Annotated in this window: 16 protein-coding genes and 1 riboswitch; of the genes, 14 read left to right on the top strand and 2 right to left on the bottom strand. The window is 40.3% G+C overall.

The annotated features are described in order from the left end of the window. The first annotated feature begins 132 nt into the window (after positions 1 to 132). From AC3ZVC_RS22410 to AC3ZVC_RS22395, 4 genes are all read left to right on the top strand, one after another. Positions 133 to 1,932 carry a methyl-accepting chemotaxis protein gene (locus AC3ZVC_RS22410; protein ID WP_490065300.1) on the top strand — a complete coding sequence of 600 codons (1,800 nt, stop codon included), beginning with the start codon at positions 133 to 135 and terminating at the stop codon, positions 1,930 to 1,932. 172 nt (positions 1,933 to 2,104) lie between these two features. Continuing rightward, positions 2,105 to 3,958, top strand: a complete 1,854-nt coding sequence (locus AC3ZVC_RS22405; RefSeq protein WP_490065299.1) for a PAS domain-containing sensor histidine kinase — start codon at positions 2,105 to 2,107, stop codon at positions 3,956 to 3,958. Next, positions 3,955 to 4,455: a methylated-DNA--[protein]-cysteine S-methyltransferase gene (locus tag AC3ZVC_RS22400; RefSeq protein WP_490065298.1), complete on the top strand. Its 501-nt coding sequence runs from the start codon at positions 3,955 to 3,957 to the stop codon at positions 4,453 to 4,455. The genes AC3ZVC_RS22405 and AC3ZVC_RS22400 overlap by 4 nt, the downstream gene beginning before the upstream one ends. A gap of 184 nt (positions 4,456 to 4,639) precedes the next feature. Beyond that, positions 4,640 to 5,221 (top strand): DUF2087 domain-containing protein, encoded by a 582-nt coding sequence (locus AC3ZVC_RS22395; protein WP_490065297.1) that lies wholly within the window; start codon positions 4,640 to 4,642, stop codon positions 5,219 to 5,221. Positions 5,222 to 5,260: 39 nt separating this feature from the next. On the opposite strand, the gene AC3ZVC_RS22390 is transcribed toward AC3ZVC_RS22395, so the two are convergent. Next, positions 5,261 to 6,046, bottom strand: a complete 786-nt coding sequence (locus AC3ZVC_RS22390) for a carbon-nitrogen family hydrolase (RefSeq protein WP_490065296.1) — start codon at positions 6,044 to 6,046, stop codon at positions 5,261 to 5,263. 152 nt (positions 6,047 to 6,198) lie between these two features. On the opposite strand from AC3ZVC_RS22390, the gene AC3ZVC_RS22385 reads away from it, so the two are divergent. The 6 genes from AC3ZVC_RS22385 (at position 6,199) to AC3ZVC_RS22360 (ending at position 11,495) form a co-directional block, all read left to right on the top strand. Further along, positions 6,199 to 7,371, top strand: a complete 1,173-nt coding sequence (locus tag AC3ZVC_RS22385; protein WP_490065295.1) for a pyridoxal phosphate-dependent aminotransferase — start codon at positions 6,199 to 6,201, stop codon at positions 7,369 to 7,371. 277 nt (positions 7,372 to 7,648) lie between these two features. Continuing rightward, positions 7,649 to 7,755: riboswitch (SAM riboswitch) on the top strand. 85 nt (positions 7,756 to 7,840) lie between these two features. Then, positions 7,841 to 9,073, top strand: a complete 1,233-nt coding sequence (locus tag AC3ZVC_RS22380; protein ID WP_490065294.1) for a 2,3-diketo-5-methylthiopentyl-1-phosphate enolase — start codon at positions 7,841 to 7,843, stop codon at positions 9,071 to 9,073. Further along, positions 9,066 to 9,728: a 2-hydroxy-3-keto-5-methylthiopentenyl-1-phosphate phosphatase gene (locus AC3ZVC_RS22375; RefSeq protein WP_490065293.1), complete on the top strand. Its 663-nt coding sequence runs from the start codon at positions 9,066 to 9,068 to the stop codon at positions 9,726 to 9,728. The genes AC3ZVC_RS22380 and AC3ZVC_RS22375 overlap by 8 nt, the downstream gene beginning before the upstream one ends. Further along, positions 9,725 to 10,360 carry a methylthioribulose 1-phosphate dehydratase gene (locus AC3ZVC_RS22370; RefSeq protein WP_490065292.1) on the top strand — a complete coding sequence of 212 codons (636 nt, stop codon included), beginning with the start codon at positions 9,725 to 9,727 and terminating at the stop codon, positions 10,358 to 10,360. The genes AC3ZVC_RS22375 and AC3ZVC_RS22370 overlap by 4 nt, the downstream gene beginning before the upstream one ends. A 47-nt stretch (positions 10,361 to 10,407) precedes the next feature. Continuing rightward, complete coding sequence (locus tag AC3ZVC_RS22365; protein ID WP_490065291.1) at positions 10,408 to 10,941, top strand: 1,2-dihydroxy-3-keto-5-methylthiopentene dioxygenase; 534 nt, start codon at positions 10,408 to 10,410, stop codon at positions 10,939 to 10,941. A 320-nt stretch (positions 10,942 to 11,261) separates the two neighbouring features. Beyond that, on the top strand, positions 11,262 to 11,495 hold the full coding sequence (locus tag AC3ZVC_RS22360) for a Spo0E family sporulation regulatory protein-aspartic acid phosphatase (protein ID WP_490065290.1): 234 nt from the start codon (positions 11,262 to 11,264) through the stop codon (positions 11,493 to 11,495). A gap of 93 nt (positions 11,496 to 11,588) precedes the next feature. On the opposite strand, the gene AC3ZVC_RS22355 is transcribed toward AC3ZVC_RS22360, so the two are convergent. After that, positions 11,589 to 12,320, bottom strand: a complete 732-nt coding sequence (locus AC3ZVC_RS22355) for a ZIP family metal transporter (RefSeq protein ID WP_490065289.1) — start codon at positions 12,318 to 12,320, stop codon at positions 11,589 to 11,591. 392 nt (positions 12,321 to 12,712) lie between these two features. On the opposite strand from AC3ZVC_RS22355, the gene AC3ZVC_RS22350 reads away from it, so the two are divergent. The 4 genes from AC3ZVC_RS22350 to AC3ZVC_RS22335 are packed head-to-tail and all read left to right on the top strand — an operon-like array spanning position 12,713 to position 16,151. After that, complete coding sequence (locus AC3ZVC_RS22350) at positions 12,713 to 13,531, top strand: electron transfer flavoprotein subunit beta/FixA family protein (protein WP_490068987.1); 819 nt, start codon at positions 12,713 to 12,715, stop codon at positions 13,529 to 13,531. A 22-nt stretch (positions 13,532 to 13,553) separates the two neighbouring features. Further along, a complete protein-coding gene (locus AC3ZVC_RS22345; RefSeq protein ID WP_490065288.1) occupies positions 13,554 to 14,579 on the top strand; it encodes an electron transfer flavoprotein subunit alpha/FixB family protein in 1,026 nt (341 codons plus the stop codon). Next, positions 14,572 to 15,867 carry an FAD-dependent oxidoreductase gene (locus tag AC3ZVC_RS22340; protein ID WP_490065287.1) on the top strand — a complete coding sequence of 432 codons (1,296 nt, stop codon included), beginning with the start codon at positions 14,572 to 14,574 and terminating at the stop codon, positions 15,865 to 15,867. The genes AC3ZVC_RS22345 and AC3ZVC_RS22340 overlap by 8 nt, the downstream gene beginning before the upstream one ends. Beyond that, positions 15,867 to 16,151, top strand: coding sequence for a ferredoxin family protein (locus tag AC3ZVC_RS22335; protein WP_110067514.1), 285 nt, complete (start codon positions 15,867 to 15,869; stop codon positions 16,149 to 16,151). Before AC3ZVC_RS22340 ends, AC3ZVC_RS22335 begins: the two co-directional genes overlap by 1 nt. Positions 16,152 to 16,414: the final 263 nt, after the last annotated feature.

Genomic DNA, 16,414 nt, shown 5'->3' with positions numbered 1-16,414 from the left:
GGAAAAATAATCTACAAATGTATTTTTTAATCTATTATAATGATGTAATAAGATAGTAAAAAAGAAATGCACAACAAGGATGTTGATAGTGCTAAAGGTGTGCATCCGGTTTAATCATAAGGAGGATATAGGATGAAAGGGGTAAAAAAGTTTAAAAGAACAAAAAAAGCAAAGGCAGGCAATTTGCATGCAACACAGAATAAAGCAACACTATTAGATAAATTGGCCAACATAAGATGGTGGAAAAGGCTCAAGCTTGGCCAGAAATATGGTGTGGCCCTATTTTTAACAATTGGGCTTTTTACTGCATCTACCATACTTACTTTTTTTCTGTTGACGATCGTGAATACAAAAATGGATACAGTGAAGGATTCAGGAGAAAAAGCGATTATGATTACTGAATCTGCAGTGATTTTTCATCATAAAGGCAGTACAATCGGAAATTACATTATCGACTCCAATCCGAAGCACTTAAAAACATTTGACCAGTTGACAGAGGACTTTAATACATTAAAAAAAGAAATCACCCCTGCCCTTACTGCAAAAAAAACAAAAGAGCTGTTTAAACAAATTGACGAAAATGATCAAAAAATAGCCAGCTTATTCCATGATGTTATTGAGCCTAAAGTGAAGCTTCAGCATGTAAGAGAATACAGGCTTGCAAAGCTGCAGGCAGATAACTTTATTTCAGAGACTGTAGAAAAATTAAATACACTAAGCAGCATGCTGAAGGAGGACCAAAGAAAAGCTGTTTCTTCAGCCGAGTCAGGACTGGTTTTAACCCTAATTGTCCTTGGGATCTCGATCATTATTTCTGGCGTCCTTGGGATTGTGAGTATCTTAATCATCGGGCGTATTATTACAAGAAACTTAAACCAGATTGTCCATGTTTCCAATGAAATAGCAGCAGGAAATCTGAATGCAAAATCAGTCGAGTATGATGGAGATGATGAAGTAGCAGAGCTTAGCCGTGCCATTAACTCCATGAAAGAAAAACTCCAGAAAATGATTCAGGAAATAAATTCAGTTTCTGGCCATGTAACAGAAAGAAGCGGAGAGCTCAATATTGCTGCAAATGAAGTAAAAGCTGCCAGCCAGCAGGTTGCTTCAACCATGCAGGAGCTATCAGGGGGAGCAGAGGACCAGGCAAGCTCAGCTACACGCTTATCAGCTATGATGGAAGAGTATATGCACAAAGTGGAGGAAGCAGCAAAGAGCGGGTTTGAAATTAAGAGTGCTTCCAACGAGGTGATGTCACTCACTGATAGTGGGGATAAACTTATGAAAGAATCCCAGCAGCAAATGGGCTTGATTAATAAAATTATGAAAACATCCGTTGATAAGGTTAATGGGCTGGATGAACAGACAAAGCGAATATCCAAGCTCGTTAAGGTTATTAAGGAAATTGCCGACCAAACCAATCTTCTGGCATTAAATGCGGCGATAGAGGCAGCGAGGGCCGGGGAACATGGAAGAGGTTTTGCGGTAGTAGCAGATGAAGTAAGAAAGCTGGCGGAGCAAGTATCATTTTCAGTTTCTGATATTACAAATATTGTGGATGGAATTCAAATCGAGTCCAATAGTGTAGTGGCATCCTTGCAATCCGGCTATATACAGGTCGAAAAGGGAACAGAACAAATCCAATTAACGGTAGAAACCTTCCAGAAGATTTATGAAGCGGTTAATTTAATGTCAAATAATATTAATGATATTTCAAACAGCCTCGAACACGTTTCAGAAGGTTCTTCACATATGAATCAATCAATTGGGAGTATAGCAGCAGTTTCCGAAGAGTCAGCAGCAGGCATTGAACAGACTAGTGCTTCGATGGCCCAGACCAACCATTCAATGGAGGAAATATCCGACAATGCCCAGTCTTTATCGGAACTAGCCGAACAATTAAACAGTATGATTGCTAAATTTAAGCTCTAGCATATGGCATACCTCGAAAGGTATGCCTTTTTACTTATGGGGTTATAAAGAAACTCAATAGATACTATGGCTCATTCAGTATAAACATGCAGTTTTCACTTCTATTTAAAGGGTTTTCGTCAAATTTTGTAGAAATATCTATTAATCGGATATCCCAATAGGAGGAAATAGAGTGGTTATTATGAATCAGGAGATCAAGCAGCTCTATGCCAAGATTGAGTCACTGGAAAAGGAAAATAAAGCGTTGGCTGAACGTATTGGGGATGATGCCCCAAGTAAAAATATATTTGGCTGTTCAAAGGACGGAATCCTAATTTTTGACCATACAGACAAAATAATTGATGCAAATCCTTCGTTCTGCGAGATCATAAACATTAATAAAACTGAATTAATTGGGAGACAACTGTCGGAAATTGTCCCATTGAATAAACACTTTAAACTTGACAAACAGAGGGATCTTTTAAAAGTAAAGGACAGTGTAAGAGGACTTCTTCCGATACATAGCGGCAATAAAATCGTGGAATTTGATTTTACGACCAGTAAGCTTAAAAAGAGCGGGCATTATATGTGTGTGTTAAGAGATGTTACCGAAAAACGGCTTCTGGAAAAGAAGGTAAAAAAAAATGAAGAGCTGTATACAGACCTTTTTATCGAGGCCTTGGATGGCATCATTTTTTGGAGAGGCAGCGGGAATATCATTGATGCCAATGAAGCGGCATGCAGGATTTTTGAATGCACCCACGATGAGCTGCTTCAGAAACAGGTGGATGATTTTGTATACGAGAAAAATGAAAGGTATAAGCGTATAGTCAAAGAATTGTTTAACAAGGGCGGCATCCGGGATGAACTCTTTTTTCTCATGCCAAACGGCCAAATAAAATCGCTGGAATTCACTGTTAAATTAAATTCTGTTGAAGGCTACCATATGACTATTTTCAGGAATGTAAGTGAACGCCACCGAATGGAAAAGGAATTGCGTGAAAGTGAGCTAAAGTTTCGCCGCATTTTTGAGGGAGCCCTGGAAGGCATTCTCCTCTGGAATGATCAATTTCAAATTGTGGATATTAATCAATCAGGCCAAAGAATGCTGCAGATGTCAAAAGATGAACTCATTGGAGTTTCATTACACAGTATCTTGAATGATTGCAATATTACAGATGATGAGCTGAACCAGCAGATTAGTAGCATCCAAAACGTTGGGCAGTCGGATGGCAGCCTCTCTATTACCTTAAAATCTGGCAGAAAAAAACACTTTGAGTTTTCAAACAAGCATAACGTTTTTTCAAACTTAAGCATGACGACATTTAAAGACATAACAGAGAAGCTGGAGATGGAAGAACAGCTTCGAAAATCCGACACTTTAAATGTTATTGGGGAACTCGCAGCAGGGATAGCGCACGAAATAAGGAACCCAATGACAGCCTTGAAAGGATTTATCCAGCTGCTGGAAGATAGCGTTGAGGAAGACCACTCCATGTACTTTAATGTGATAACCACAGAGCTGAGCAGAATTGATTCAATTATTAATGAATTCCTCATTCTTGCTAAACCTCAGGCTGTCAAGTTTGTCGAAAAAGATATCGCCCAAATCATGAAAGAGACGGTTGACCTTCTAAGTGCTCAGGCTGTACTGCATAATGTTCAATTCAGGACTTATCACAGAAAGGATTTGCCTCTTGTTTTTTGTGAGCCAAATCAGATGAAAAAGGTATTTATCAATATCATAAAAAATGCGATTGAGGTCATGCCCAAAGGCGGATATATAACTGTTTCACTTCAGACCTGCAGAGATAATAAAATCAAGGTATCGATCAGGGATGAGGGATCCGGAATACCAGGACATAAAATTAAAAAGCTGGGTGAACCTTTTTATACCACTAAAGAAAGAGGAACTGGACTTGGGCTCATGGTTACATATAAAATTATTGAGGAGCACAAAGGAACGATTGAAGTGGAAAGCAAACTGGGAAAAGGAACCGTGTTTCACATTTATTTGCCATATATTAAAAAGGCGGGAGAGCAATGAACAGCAGAATTTATTCGAGAACGGAAACGCTAATAGGAGACATTTATATTGTCCTGGAAGAGGAGCTTCTTTCGGCAGTATACATTGGGGAGGAAGATTTTCTTGCGGGGGAAGAAGAATGTCCATTGAGGTTTGATCCATCAAACCCCCTGCTAAAGAAATGTACACTTCAACTTGATGAATATTTTAGAGGGGAGAGAAAGGTATTTGATCTCCCAATAGACCCCCAGGGGACCATTTTTCAGAGAGCTGTGTGGAAGGAGCTTTCACTTATTCCTTTTGGAGAAACGAGAAGCTATCAGGATATTGCTGTGAAGATTGGAAAAGAAAAAGCGGTTCGGGCCATTGGTCAAGCAAACAAAGCCAATCGTTTGCCCATTATCATTCCATGCCATCGGGTAATCGGCAAAAATAAATCTCTTACCGGATATGCCGGAACAAGGACGGATATTAAAGAGAAGCTCCTGTCCCTGGAAGGGGCAGGGTTTAAGAGTTAGATACATTTACCTTTTAAAATCACCTTTCAGGTGATTTTTTTAATGCTCTTTTCGTATGGTTTGTTGTTCAACAATCTATGAGAAAATAGCTTTTTTTAAACCTGATTTTGAAGTTGACTAAATCTTAATATTTTGATATATATCTAATTAGATGCACATCGAAATTAGGGGGCGTTCATATATAATGCAATTAAATCGCTTAGTAGCTTTTTATAAAACAATGGGTGATCCCACAAGAATCCGGATTGTATTTCTTCTCGCTAAAGGACCTTTGCATGGGCAGGCAATTGCAGGGAAACTGGGGCTGACGCCGCCAACCATCACACATCATTTAAACAAATTGCGGGATATAAACCTGGTTTACCAGCGCAGAGATAAAAATACTGTCTATTTTTATTTGAATGAATCTGTGCTGAAACAGCAATCAAGTGTGCTTGCGAAACTGGCTGATATGGAGGAGGTGAAAAAGATGGAGGAAATGAATATTGAGAATCAGAAGGTTATCGATAACTTCTTTACAAGCGATGGAAAGCTTAAAAATATTCCAGCCCAGAGAAAGAAGAAGCTAATGGTTTTTGAGCATCTTATTAAAGGGCTGAAAATGGGGAAAAAATACGAAGAGAAAGAACTCAATGAATATATTAAACAGTATCATGAAGATTACGCCACGATACGCAGAGAATTCATTATCAATCATTATATGTACAGGGAAAAAGGAATCTACGAATTAAATCCGCCGGAAATGTGGGCAAAAATAGAAGGGTAAATAAAGCAAGGCCCTATAAAAGCTAGGGCCCTGAATATTTTATTGATAAAATTCCGGCAGGCGGTCCGTGAAGATAGGAATCATTTTACGAACTTCCTTCACCATGTCAAGGTCGACTTCAGCCACCAGGATTTCTTCTTCCTCTGAACCCTCAGCTAGAACTTCTCCCCAAGGATCTATAATCATAGAATGGCCGGCAAATACATTTTCAGGGTCAGAGCCGGCCCGGTTACAGGCAATCACATAGCATTGGTTTTCAATGGCCCGTGCAATTAAAAGTGCACGCCAATGGGCCAGCCTGGCCAATGGCCATTCAGCAACCACAAATAAAGCTTCTGCTCCTTCCGCTGTATGGGCCCGTATCCACTCCGGAAAACGGATATCATAGCAAATCATCCCTGCAAACAGTCTATTTTCCAATGTAAAAGCGCCCTTTGCTTTCCCCCCTGTTAAATAGAGATGCTCATTCATTAGCTTGAATAAATGCAGCTTGCTGTACTGGTGGATAGGTTCTCCGTTTTTATCTACGACTAAAAGAGTATTGAATACGCCTCCGGCGGTTTTATTTGCAACAGATCCACCCACTAGATGAACATGCCTGTCTTTTGCAATCCCTTTTAAAAAGGCGAGGGCTGCAGCTGCATCCTTGTCTGCTATTTCATTTAATCTGGTTAAATCATAGCCTGTTGTCCAAAGCTCTGGAAGCACGATAACATCAGGGTTTGATTTTAACGCCTTTTCAATCATTGCTTCGGCTGCTTTAAAATTCTCTTTTGGTTTGCCAAACACAATATCCATTTGCAAACAAGCAATCTTTAATTTCATGAAAATCCCCCTCAAACATTTAATTCTCTTTTACTTATGTTAAAATTAGTCCGATAGATAACAATTTTCAAAATTTTACTTTACAACTTATCATTTAAGTTATATCATTTGTGACTATATTTTCAATCTTTTTTTTAAGCAGGTGAAAAACTTTGATTAATTATCCTCATTCTGATTTGCTGAAAAGTTTGCCGAAGCAATTTTTCGCATCTTTAGTATCAAAGGTTGGGAAGCAACTTGAACAAGGCCATGATGTGATCAATCTTGGGCAAGGAAATCCCGATCAGCCTACTCCCGGCCATATTGTTAAAAAGCTCCAAAGTGCAGCCGAAAAGCCAGTAAATCACAGATACTCACCTTTTCAGGGATTTCCCTATTTGAAAAAGGCTGCTGCTGATTTTTATAAAAGAGAATATGAGGTTGATGTAGACCCGGAAACGGAGGTAGCCATATTGTTTGGAGGAAAGGCTGGCCTGGTTGAGATACCTCAATGCCTGTTAAACCCTGGCGATAATGTTCTTGTGCCAGATCCCGGTTATCCGGATTATTGGTCAGGTGTAGCGCTGGCAAAAGCAGAAATGGTGACAATGCCGTTACGGGAGGAAAATGGCTTTTTGCCTCTTTATAGCGAGCTTACAGACGAAAAGCTGAATGCTGCCAAACTCATGTTCCTCAATTATCCAAACAATCCCACTGGAGCCGTGGCCAGTGAGAAGTTTTTCCAGGAAACAGTTGAGCTTGGCAAAAAACATGGAATTTGCATTATTCACGATTTTGCCTATGGCGGCATTGGCTTTGAGGGCAAGAAGCCGGTCAGTTTTCTGCAAGCAAAGGGGGCAAAAGAGGTAGGAATTGAAATTTATACACTTTCAAAAACGTATAATATGGCAGGATGGAGAATTGGTTTTGCGGTTGGAAATGCGAGCGTCATTTCTGCCTTGAACCTTTTGCAGGATCATCTATATGTAAGCTTGTTCGGAGCTGTCCAGGAAGCTGCGGCAGCTGCGTTGACTGAATCACAGGAATGTGTCAAAGAACTGAATGCCCTTTACGAAAGAAGACGAAATATATTCATTTCAGGCCTCCAGGAAATAGGATGGAATGTTAAAGCACCTGAAGGCTCCTTCTTTGCCTGGTTAAAAATTCCTATAGGTTTTACATCCGAGGAATTTGCTGATTATTTGCTTGAAAAAGCCCATATTGCCGTTGCGCCTGGCATAGGGTTTGGACAATATGGAGAAGGATATGTTCGTGTTGGCCTGCTGACTTCAGAAGAAAGGCTTAAAGAAGCAGTAGACCGAATTAGGGCATTAAATTTATTTTAAACTTTCCTATCTTAAAGTTATTCTTGTTATAGCACTGGTAGATTGGAGCGGAAGGTACGAGAATCCAGCGGGAAAAGCGTACCAAGGGGAGCACCCCTAGGCGAGGAACGCCGAGGAGACTCCCGGAATCCCGCGGTCGCTGAGTGCCTGTAGCGGAATCAATACTCATGGTTGAAAAACCCCTATTTATTTCTGATAATCTATTGACAAAAGTTTTTTACCCTGTCATAATCCTAAGTAAATTTTAATTCAAAATTAACTAAATATTAATTTCGTTTTCTTATCAAGAGCAGGCGGAGGGACTAGCCCTATGAAGCCCGGCAACCGACTTACCAGTAAGCACGGTGCTAATTCTTGCAGCTTATTAAAGCTGATAGATAAGAAGATGTTAGTTCAAGCTGCTAACCTCTTCTTATTTGAAGAGGTTTTTTTATTGCCCGGTTTTGCCGAAATGAAAGGAAGAAAATATATGAGTGAAATTATCGCAACTTATCTAATCCATGATGCAAAACATAATCCTGAGAAAAAAGCAGAGGAAATCGCATTAGGCCTTACGGTCGGTTCATGGACTCATTTACCTGAACTGGAAAAGAATCAGCTCCGTAAGCATAAAGGCAGAGTTGTTTCGGTTGAAGGCCTTTTAACAGAGGAAGGCAGCAAGGAAACGGCCGCCATTATCAAAATCGCTTATCCAACTGCTAATTTCAGTCCGGATTTGCCAGCCATTTTAACAACAGTCTTTGGAAAGCTATCACTGGACGGAAAGATTAAGTTAATAGATTTACAGTTTTCCGATGAGATCAAAACCTTTTTCCCTGGCCCTCGGTTCGGCATTGAAGGATTAAGAGAAAAGCTGAATGTCCACAGCAGGCCGCTGCTGATGAGCATCTTTAAAGGTGTTCTAGGCAAGGATATGAATTTTTTAACTTCACAGTTGAGGGAACAAGCACTTGGCGGCATCGATATTGTGAAAGATGATGAAATTTTGTTTGAAAATGAACTCACCCCTTTTGAAGAAAGGATTATGGAAGGGAAAAAGGTACTTGGCCAGGTTTTTGAAGATACCGGTCATCGCACACTTTATGCAGTGAATTTAACAGGCAGGACCTTTGATTTGAAAGAGAAAGCCAGAAAAGCAGCAAGCCTTGGTGCGGACCTCCTCCTGTTTAATGTTTTTGCATATGGACTGGATGTTCTGCAGGAGTTAAGAGAAGATGACGGGGTTGGGCTGCCGATTATGGCACATCCTGCTGTCAGCGGTGCCCTGTCTGCTTCAAGCATCTATGGAATTTCTTACTCTCTGCTTCTGGGCAAGCTTCTGAGATATGCAGGAGCAGATTTATCGCTTTTCCCTTCACCATATGGTTCAGTGGCACTTGAAAAGGAGCAGGCGATTTCGATAGGACAATCATTAACATCCGAAGATTTCTGCAAAAAGACCTTTCCAGTACCATCAGCAGGCATTCATCCAGGCCTGGTGCCGCTGCTTTACCATGACTTTGGAACGGACAGTGTGATCAATGCGGGCGGGGGAGTACATGGGCATCCGAATGGTGCAAAAGGCGGCGGCTTAGCCTTCCGCCAAGCGATTGATTTAACTTTAAAAGGAATTTCATTATCAGAATCTCCTTCAGATTATCCAGAACTAAAAAAGGCGATAGATTTATGGGGACATACAGAGGTGAAAGCTAAAAATGCCTAATATAGCTGTTTTTTGTGATTTTGACGGGACCATTACGGAAAAAGATAACATCATTAACGTTATGAAAGAATTTGCCCCGCCTGAATGGGAGGAGATAAAGAATAAAATATTGTCACAGCAAATTTCAATTCAGGAAGGAGTAGGGAAGATGTTTTCCCTCCTTCCAAGCAGCCTTAAGGAAGACATTATAAAATTCACACTGGAAAATGGCAAGGTAAGAGCTGGCTTTCAGGAATTTGTGGATTATTTGAAAAAAGAAAATATACCACTTTATATTGTCAGTGGCGGAATTGACTTTTTTGTGGAGCCAGTCTTAGAAAAATATGGCCCGTTTGATGCTGTTTATTGCAATGGTTCAGATTTTAGCGGCGAAACAATCAAAATTTTATGGCCCCATAGCTGTGATGATGAATGTAATAACAGTTGCGGCTGCTGCAAGCCATCCATTATGAGAAAACTTAAGGCTGGAGATACCTATAAAATTGTCATAGGGGATTCTGTTACCGATCTGGAGGCTGCAAAGCAGGCAGATTTAGTTATTGCAAGAGATTTGCTGCAAGAGAAAAGCAAAGAAATGAATCTTAATTATCACGAATTTGAAACGTTTTATGAGTGCATTGAAATTTTGAAAAATGTAAATGGGGTGAGCGTATGAGTTTAGTGGAAGAAAAATGGCAAGAGCTTGCTGAAATAAAAGATGAATTAGCTGAAAGAGACTGGTTTATGGGGACTAGCGGCAATTTGGCGATCAAGGTCTCCGATAGCCCCATACAATTCCTTGTAACAGCAAGCGGGAAGGATAAAAGGAAAAGGACAAAGGAGGATTTCCTCCTCGTTGATGAATTTGGGCGCCCTGTTGGGGAGACCCATCTAAAGCCTTCTGCGGAAACGCTATTACATGTGGAGATTTACCGGAAAACGAACGCAGGGTGCAGCCTTCACGTCCATACTATTGACAATAATGTTATATCGGAAATTTATGGGGACCAGGAGGCAGTCACATTCAAAGGGCAAGAACTTATTAAGGCATTTGATAAATGGGAGGAGGATGCTGTTCTTCGGATTCCGATTATTCCGAATCATGCGCATATTCCGACGCTCGCCAAATGTTTTTCCTCCCATATCAGTGAAGATACAGGTGCTGTGTTAATTAGAAACCATGGAATTACCGTTTGGGGAAAAACATCTTTTGAAGCAAAAAAAGTACTCGAAGCTTCTGAGTTTTTATTCCGTTATCAGTTAAGGCTGCTGGAACATAAGCCTTATCAGTTATTTAAAGTAGTGTAATAACTTTAAAATAAAGCCAAAAAACATAATTGAAAGGATTGAAAAATATGGCATACATCGTTTTGCAAAATACAAAAGAAGAAATCCGAAACCAGGAAGAGGTTGCAGCTTTCCTTGAAAAGCAGGAAGTTATTTATGAACAATGGGCAATTGATAAGCTTCCTGAATCCCTTAAGGAGAAATATCTTCTTTCTGATGAAGAAAAGCAAGAGATTCTGGATACATTTTCTGAAGAAATTAAAGATATTTCCGAGAGAAGAGGCTATCAGGCCCAAGACGTTATTTCCCTTTCAGAGAATACGCCAAACTTGGATCAGCTTCTTCAGAATTTCCAGCAGGAACACCACCATACAGATGATGAAGTAAGATTTATTGTCAGCGGTCATGGAGTTTTTATCATCCAAGGAAACAATGGAGAATTCTTTGAGGTTTTTCTGAATCCCGGAGACTTAATTTCTGTACCTGAAAATATTCGCCATTATTTTACCTTGCAGGAAGATAAGAAGGTTGTTGCAATCCGTATTTTTGTGACCACAGAGGGCTGGGTCCCAATCTATGAAAAGGAAGAGGCTTATAATTAAAATGAAATCCCTTTGCCAAAAGGCAAAGGGATTTTTGTGTTTTAATTTTTCTGCAATAACAAATGGGTATTTTTTACAAAGGGAACTTTCCGGAGATGCCAGCTTAAACATCGTCGAAAACACTGAATAATGCTGGCAAATTATGTCGAAAGGAAAGAAGGAGAAGAAGAAATTACTGTCGATTTTAATTCTTTTGGAAAAAGATTGTCTAATATTGCGAATCTATTTACATTTATAGAAATTCTTGTAATAATGCTTCAAGTAGCCATATTTTTATTTATTTAATTGGATAAAGGGATAGGAGTAGGAGGAAAAAGAAGTTGCGCCATAAAAGAACAGTTATGCTGGCTGAAATTCAGCAAAAGAGAGAAAAAATGATAGAAGCGGCAAAGAAAAATGGACTAGCGAGCGAAGAAACAATCCGCAGCAGCCAGGAGCTTGATAAATTAATTTATGAATATCAATGTGCCATTAAAAAAGAGCAAGAGTATAAGAAAAGGATGAGAATTTCATTCAGACAAGTGATTCTTTTATGGAAGAAGGCTGTTGTTTGAGATAACAGCAAATATATATAATAAGGAAGTCAAAGAATTTTTCTAGGAATTGCAAAGTAATTTTAAAAGGATCCCGTGAGGATCCTTTTAAAATTAGAAAATCTCGATAAGGAAAATCATAAATAAAAGTCCGATTATAAACGAGTAGGTGGATGTGCGTTCATTCCCATCTCCATGGCTTTCCGGAATTAACTCCTTATAAATAATAAACAGCATCGCCCCTGCAGCGAAGGCCAAACCGTAGGGAACAAGAAACTCAATATAAGAGGTCAAATAGAAGCCGAGGAGAGACATAACAATTTCAATTGCTCCGGTTAATGTGGCAATTATAAATGCCTTTAGCTTGCTGATTTTCTGGTTAATTAAAAATAATGCTACTAGAAGACCTTCCGGCGCATTTTGAAGCCCGATTGCAAATGCAATTAAATTCCCTGTATCCTGTGAACTGGAAGCATAACTGACACCAACTGAGAGCCCTTCGGGAATATTATGGAGGGTAATTGCAGCGATGATTAGCATGGCCTTTTCATCAAACTCAATTCCTTTACTGGAATGCTGCAGATCAAGATGGGGGATGTTTTTTTCCAAAATGGTGAGAGCCAAAACACCTAAAAAAATTCCCGCAGCAAGCGGATTAAAGCCCCCTATACTAAGCGCCTCGGGTATAAGCCCCATAGTCGATGCAGCCATCATAATCCCCGCTGTAAAAGCTAGTAATGTATCACGCCATCGATGAGTTACAGAACCTTTCATAAATAGAATAAGTAGTGCACCCAATCCCGTTGATAAGGCAGACAGTATACTGCCGATAAATACCTCTGTCATAATTAATTCCCTCACTTATCTCTTAAAAGAAAGTCCCATTTAAAAAATTAACAGTAAATCCTTTTGTACGTGAAACTGTGATTTATGTCATTGTGCAAATCTGAATATTCCTTATAGTATAAATTAATGAATTCTATAAATACAAGAGTTCATATATTCTTCCATACTTCCACTTCCTTGTTTTCTGCAAACATATTCAAATTCCTGTGAGGCTAAAGCGAAGGCCGGCCAAAATTTTCCGCACCAAGAGGCACAATTCCCATGAATTCTTTTTATTGTTAGTACTATGCCTGTATTGCGAATCATATATCGTAATACATAGCAATTTTTATATAAAACTTAGAGCAAGCGCTTTCTATAAAGCGTTAAGTTATGAGGAGGGAAAGTTGAAAATGCACATTGTCGTCTGTGTCAAGCAAGTGCCTGATACAAAGATCATTAAAATTAACCCAAAAACCAACACTCTTGACCGTCGAAGCGCTCCTGCCATTTTAAACCCTTATGATGCCCATGCGGTCCAGGAAGCTGTGAAAATTAAAAAGATGCTGGGAAGAGGGATTATCTCTGTATTATCCATGGGACCTCCCCAGGCAACTGCTGTTATTAAAAAAAGCATTGAAATTGGCGCCGACCGAGGATTTTTAATTTCGGACCGCGCATTTGCCGGTGCAGATACACTGGCAACGAGCTATGCACTTTCTAAAGCATTAGAGCGCATTTCGAAGGAAAATCCTGTAGATCTGATTATTTGTGGAAAACATGCAATTGATGGGGATACCGGGCAGGTAGGACCTGGGATTGCACGCAGGCTGGATATTCCCCCAGTAACAAATGTTATAGAAGTCTCAGAGCTGAATGAAAATGAAAGTACAGTCCTTCTAAAAAGAAAAATTACCAGCGGATATGAAATAATACAAGCCCAAGTGCCGTGCCTGATGACAGTTGAAAAAGAGATTAATAGCATTGAATATTCCCCAATGCCAAATATGATTAAGGCTGCCAGATATGAACCGGTCATTTGGTCTGTAAATGATTTGGAAGATGTAGACCGTACACAGCTTGGACTTAAGGGTTCTCCTACAATTGTCGGCAAGATGTTTACGCCGCCCAAGCCTGAAGGAGGAAAAAGGCTGGAGGGGAATGCGGATGAGCAGGTTAAGCAGCTCATGGAGCTATTAAGCGACAAAAAAGAATTATTTGCTGCAAAGTAATAGAAAACATAGGGGGATCCTCATGATGGAGGAATACCGGGGAGTATGGGTATTCATAGAACAAAATGAAGGGAAAATAGAAGGTGTTTCCCTGGAATTGCTCGGTGCCGGCAGAAAGCTGGCAGATAAACTGGAGGTGCCTCTTTCTGGCGTTCTTTTAGGCTATAAAGTAAAGCCTTTATGCGAGGAGGTCATTTCTTATGGAGCAGACCAAGTGTATGTCGTGGACCATGAAGTTATGAAAGATTACAGGACAGAATCTTATATGCAGGCAGTCATTAATCTTGCCGAAAAATACAAACCTGAAATTTTCCTTTATGGCGCTACAGCTAATGGAAAAGATCTTGCGAGTGCAGTTGCAACAGATTTAAGCACTGGATTGACTGCCGATACTACTATGCTGGATGTCGAATTGGAGAAGAGGTTGCTGGAAGCAAGCCGGCCTGCTTTCGGCGGAAATATAATGGCAACCATTCTTTGTAAGAAGCATCGGCCGCAGATGGCCACTGTGCGGCCAAAAGTAATGAAAGCCCTTGAGCCAGATTCACGCAGACAAGGCAAAGTAATAGAAGAGCCCATCACGTTAAAAGAAGAAGATATGCGCACAAAAGTACTTAAAATTGTGAAAGATGTCACAAAAAAGGTGAATTTAGCAGACGCGCATGTAGTTGTTGCAGGCGGAAAAGGCATGGGTGATTTGCAGGGATTTCAGCTGATCCACGAGCTTGCCGACACCATAGGAGCGACAGTCGGGGGAACAAGGGACGTAGTTGAGGCAGGGTGGCTTCCGCATGAACAGCAAATTGGGCAGACAGGCGAAACCATTACACCAAAGATTTATTTTGCGATCGGAATATCCGGAGCCATTCAGCATATTGTCGGCATGAAAAATTCCGAGTTTATTATAGCAATTAACGAAGATCCGGAAGCTCCTATTTTCGATGTTGCCACATATGGCATCGTTGGTGATGCGATGGAAATCGTGCCTAAATTAATAAAGCAATTTAAAGAAGCGCGCGAAAGAGGAGGTGAAATAAGCTATGTCTGAGAAATTTGATGTAATTGTAGTTGGAGCAGGGCCTGCAGGAACCTCGTGTGCATATACTTGTGCCAAAAATGGTTTAAAAGTCTTGCAGATTGAAAGAGGAGAATATCCAGGCAGCAAAAATGTAATGGGCGGTGTTTTATATCGTAAGCAAATGGAAGAAATCATTCCTGAGTTCTGGAAAGAGGCTCCGTTAGAACGTCCTGTCATTGAGCAGCGCTTCTGGATGATGGATAAAGAGTCATCTGTAAGCTTCGGATATAAGGGACTTGAATGGGGGAAAGAGCCATACAATAATTTCACTGTGCTCCGAGCACCGTTTGACCAATGGTTTGCTAAAAAAGGTGTCGAACAAGGCGTCCTGTTAATAAACGAAACAGTAGTATTGGAGTGTCTGACAGAAAATGGAAAAGTGGTTGGTGTCAGAACGGACCGGCCTGATGGAGATGTCTATGCGGATGTCGTTGTGCTTGCGGACGGCGTAAATTCCCTGCTTGCCAAACAGTTGGGATACCATAAAGAATTCCGTCCCGATGAAGTGGCATTGACGGTTATGGAAGTAATCAACCTCTCAAAAGATAAAATTAATGATCGCTTTAACCTTGAAGATAACCAGGGCTGCACGATAGAGATTTTCGGTGACTCTACCAAAGGGAACCTCGGTACAGCTTTTATCTATACCAATAAGGAAAGTGTCAATATTGGAGTTGGAACAACACTTTCAAGCATGATAAAGGCAAAGCTGAAGCCTTATGATCTCCTTGATTACTTAAAGACCCACCCAATGGTGAGGCCATTAATTGAAGGAGGAGAATCAGCTGAATATCTGGCACACTTGATTCCTGAAGGCGGATATCACTCTGTTCCAAAGGTAGCAGGTGATGGTGTTCTCCTGGTTGGAGATGCTGCACAGCTCGTTAATGCAATTCACCGTGAAGGATCCAATATGGCGATGGCCTCTGGAAAAATGGCAGCAGAAACAATCATTGAAGCAAAAGAGCGAAATGACTTTAGTCAAGCAAGCTTAAATCAATATAGGGAAAGGCTGTATCAAAGTTTCATTATAAAAGACCTGGAAAAATACAAAGATGCTGCCCACACCTTTGAACATTATCCGCAATACTTCAAAGAATACGTTCCAATGATGAACAAGGCAGCCAGCAAGTTTTTTACAGTAGATGGCACACCTAAGAGAGATAAGCAGAAAGAAATCATGAAGAGCTTTACAAGCGAACGCGGTACCATTCGCGTGCTGCAAGACATGTACAGAGCATGGAAGGCGGTGAAGTAATGTCAACAAAAACGATCGAAGAAAAACAGTACTTGATCCGTTTTAAGGCAGATACAAAATCACATCTTACTGTATTGGACCATGATATCTGCATGACAAAATGTCCTGATAAGATTTGCACCATTTTCTGCCCTGCTGAGGTATATAAATGGGAAGGCTTAAGAATGCAGGTTGGCTACGAAGGCTGCCACGAATGCGGCAGCTGCCGTATCGGCTGCCCTTACCAGAATATCAAATGGGAATATCCAAAAGGCGGACATGGAATTGTATTTAGGCTTGCGTAAATTGTGGTTCAGTCTTTAACAAAGTGTACCCCATTAAAATCAAAAGAAAGATGATGCTCTAAAAGCATCATCTTTCTTTTTCTTTCTGTATGGAAAGGTGTTATTAAAAGGCTGTTTTCTAAAAGATTGTTGTTTTTGAATAGATTTATGAATAGAACAATAAATTAGGTTGATTGGAGCGTAAGGTGCGATCCTCGAAAATGCATCCGCATTTCCTTCGTGCGGTGATTATACAGTGGCGCTTATTCAAAGTCCTGCGGGAG

The organism is Cytobacillus sp. C11.1 (genome assembly GCF_058145115.1).
This window is presented reverse-complemented; position numbering and strand designations above follow the sequence as displayed.

What these genes read in the sequence shown, in the direction of transcription:
- AC3ZVC_RS22410 (WP_490065300.1), top strand. Translation starts at nt 133, where the DNA reads ATGAAAGGGGTAAAAAAGTTTAAAAGAACAAAAAAAGCAAAGGCAGGC.
- AC3ZVC_RS22400 (WP_490065298.1), top strand. Translation starts at nt 3,955, where the DNA reads ATGAACAGCAGAATTTATTCGAGAACGGAAACGCTAATAGGAGACATT.
- AC3ZVC_RS22395 (WP_490065297.1), top strand. Translation starts at nt 4,640, where the DNA reads ATGCAATTAAATCGCTTAGTAGCTTTTTATAAAACAATGGGTGATCCC.
- AC3ZVC_RS22390 (WP_490065296.1), bottom strand. Translation starts at nt 6,046, where the DNA reads ATGAAATTAAAGATTGCTTGTTTGCAAATGGATATTGTGTTTGGCAAA.
- AC3ZVC_RS22380 (WP_490065294.1), top strand. Translation starts at nt 7,841, where the DNA reads ATGAGTGAAATTATCGCAACTTATCTAATCCATGATGCAAAACATAAT.
- AC3ZVC_RS22375 (WP_490065293.1), top strand. Translation starts at nt 9,066, where the DNA reads ATGCCTAATATAGCTGTTTTTTGTGATTTTGACGGGACCATTACGGAA.
- AC3ZVC_RS22370 (WP_490065292.1), top strand. Translation starts at nt 9,725, where the DNA reads ATGAGTTTAGTGGAAGAAAAATGGCAAGAGCTTGCTGAAATAAAAGAT.
- AC3ZVC_RS22365 (WP_490065291.1), top strand. Translation starts at nt 10,408, where the DNA reads ATGGCATACATCGTTTTGCAAAATACAAAAGAAGAAATCCGAAACCAG.
- AC3ZVC_RS22355 (WP_490065289.1), bottom strand. Translation starts at nt 12,320, where the DNA reads ATGACAGAGGTATTTATCGGCAGTATACTGTCTGCCTTATCAACGGGA.
- AC3ZVC_RS22350 (WP_490068987.1), top strand. Translation starts at nt 12,713, where the DNA reads ATGCACATTGTCGTCTGTGTCAAGCAAGTGCCTGATACAAAGATCATT.
- AC3ZVC_RS22345 (WP_490065288.1), top strand. Translation starts at nt 13,554, where the DNA reads ATGATGGAGGAATACCGGGGAGTATGGGTATTCATAGAACAAAATGAA.
- AC3ZVC_RS22340 (WP_490065287.1), top strand. Translation starts at nt 14,572, where the DNA reads ATGTCTGAGAAATTTGATGTAATTGTAGTTGGAGCAGGGCCTGCAGGA.
- AC3ZVC_RS22335 (WP_110067514.1), top strand. Translation starts at nt 15,867, where the DNA reads ATGTCAACAAAAACGATCGAAGAAAAACAGTACTTGATCCGTTTTAAG.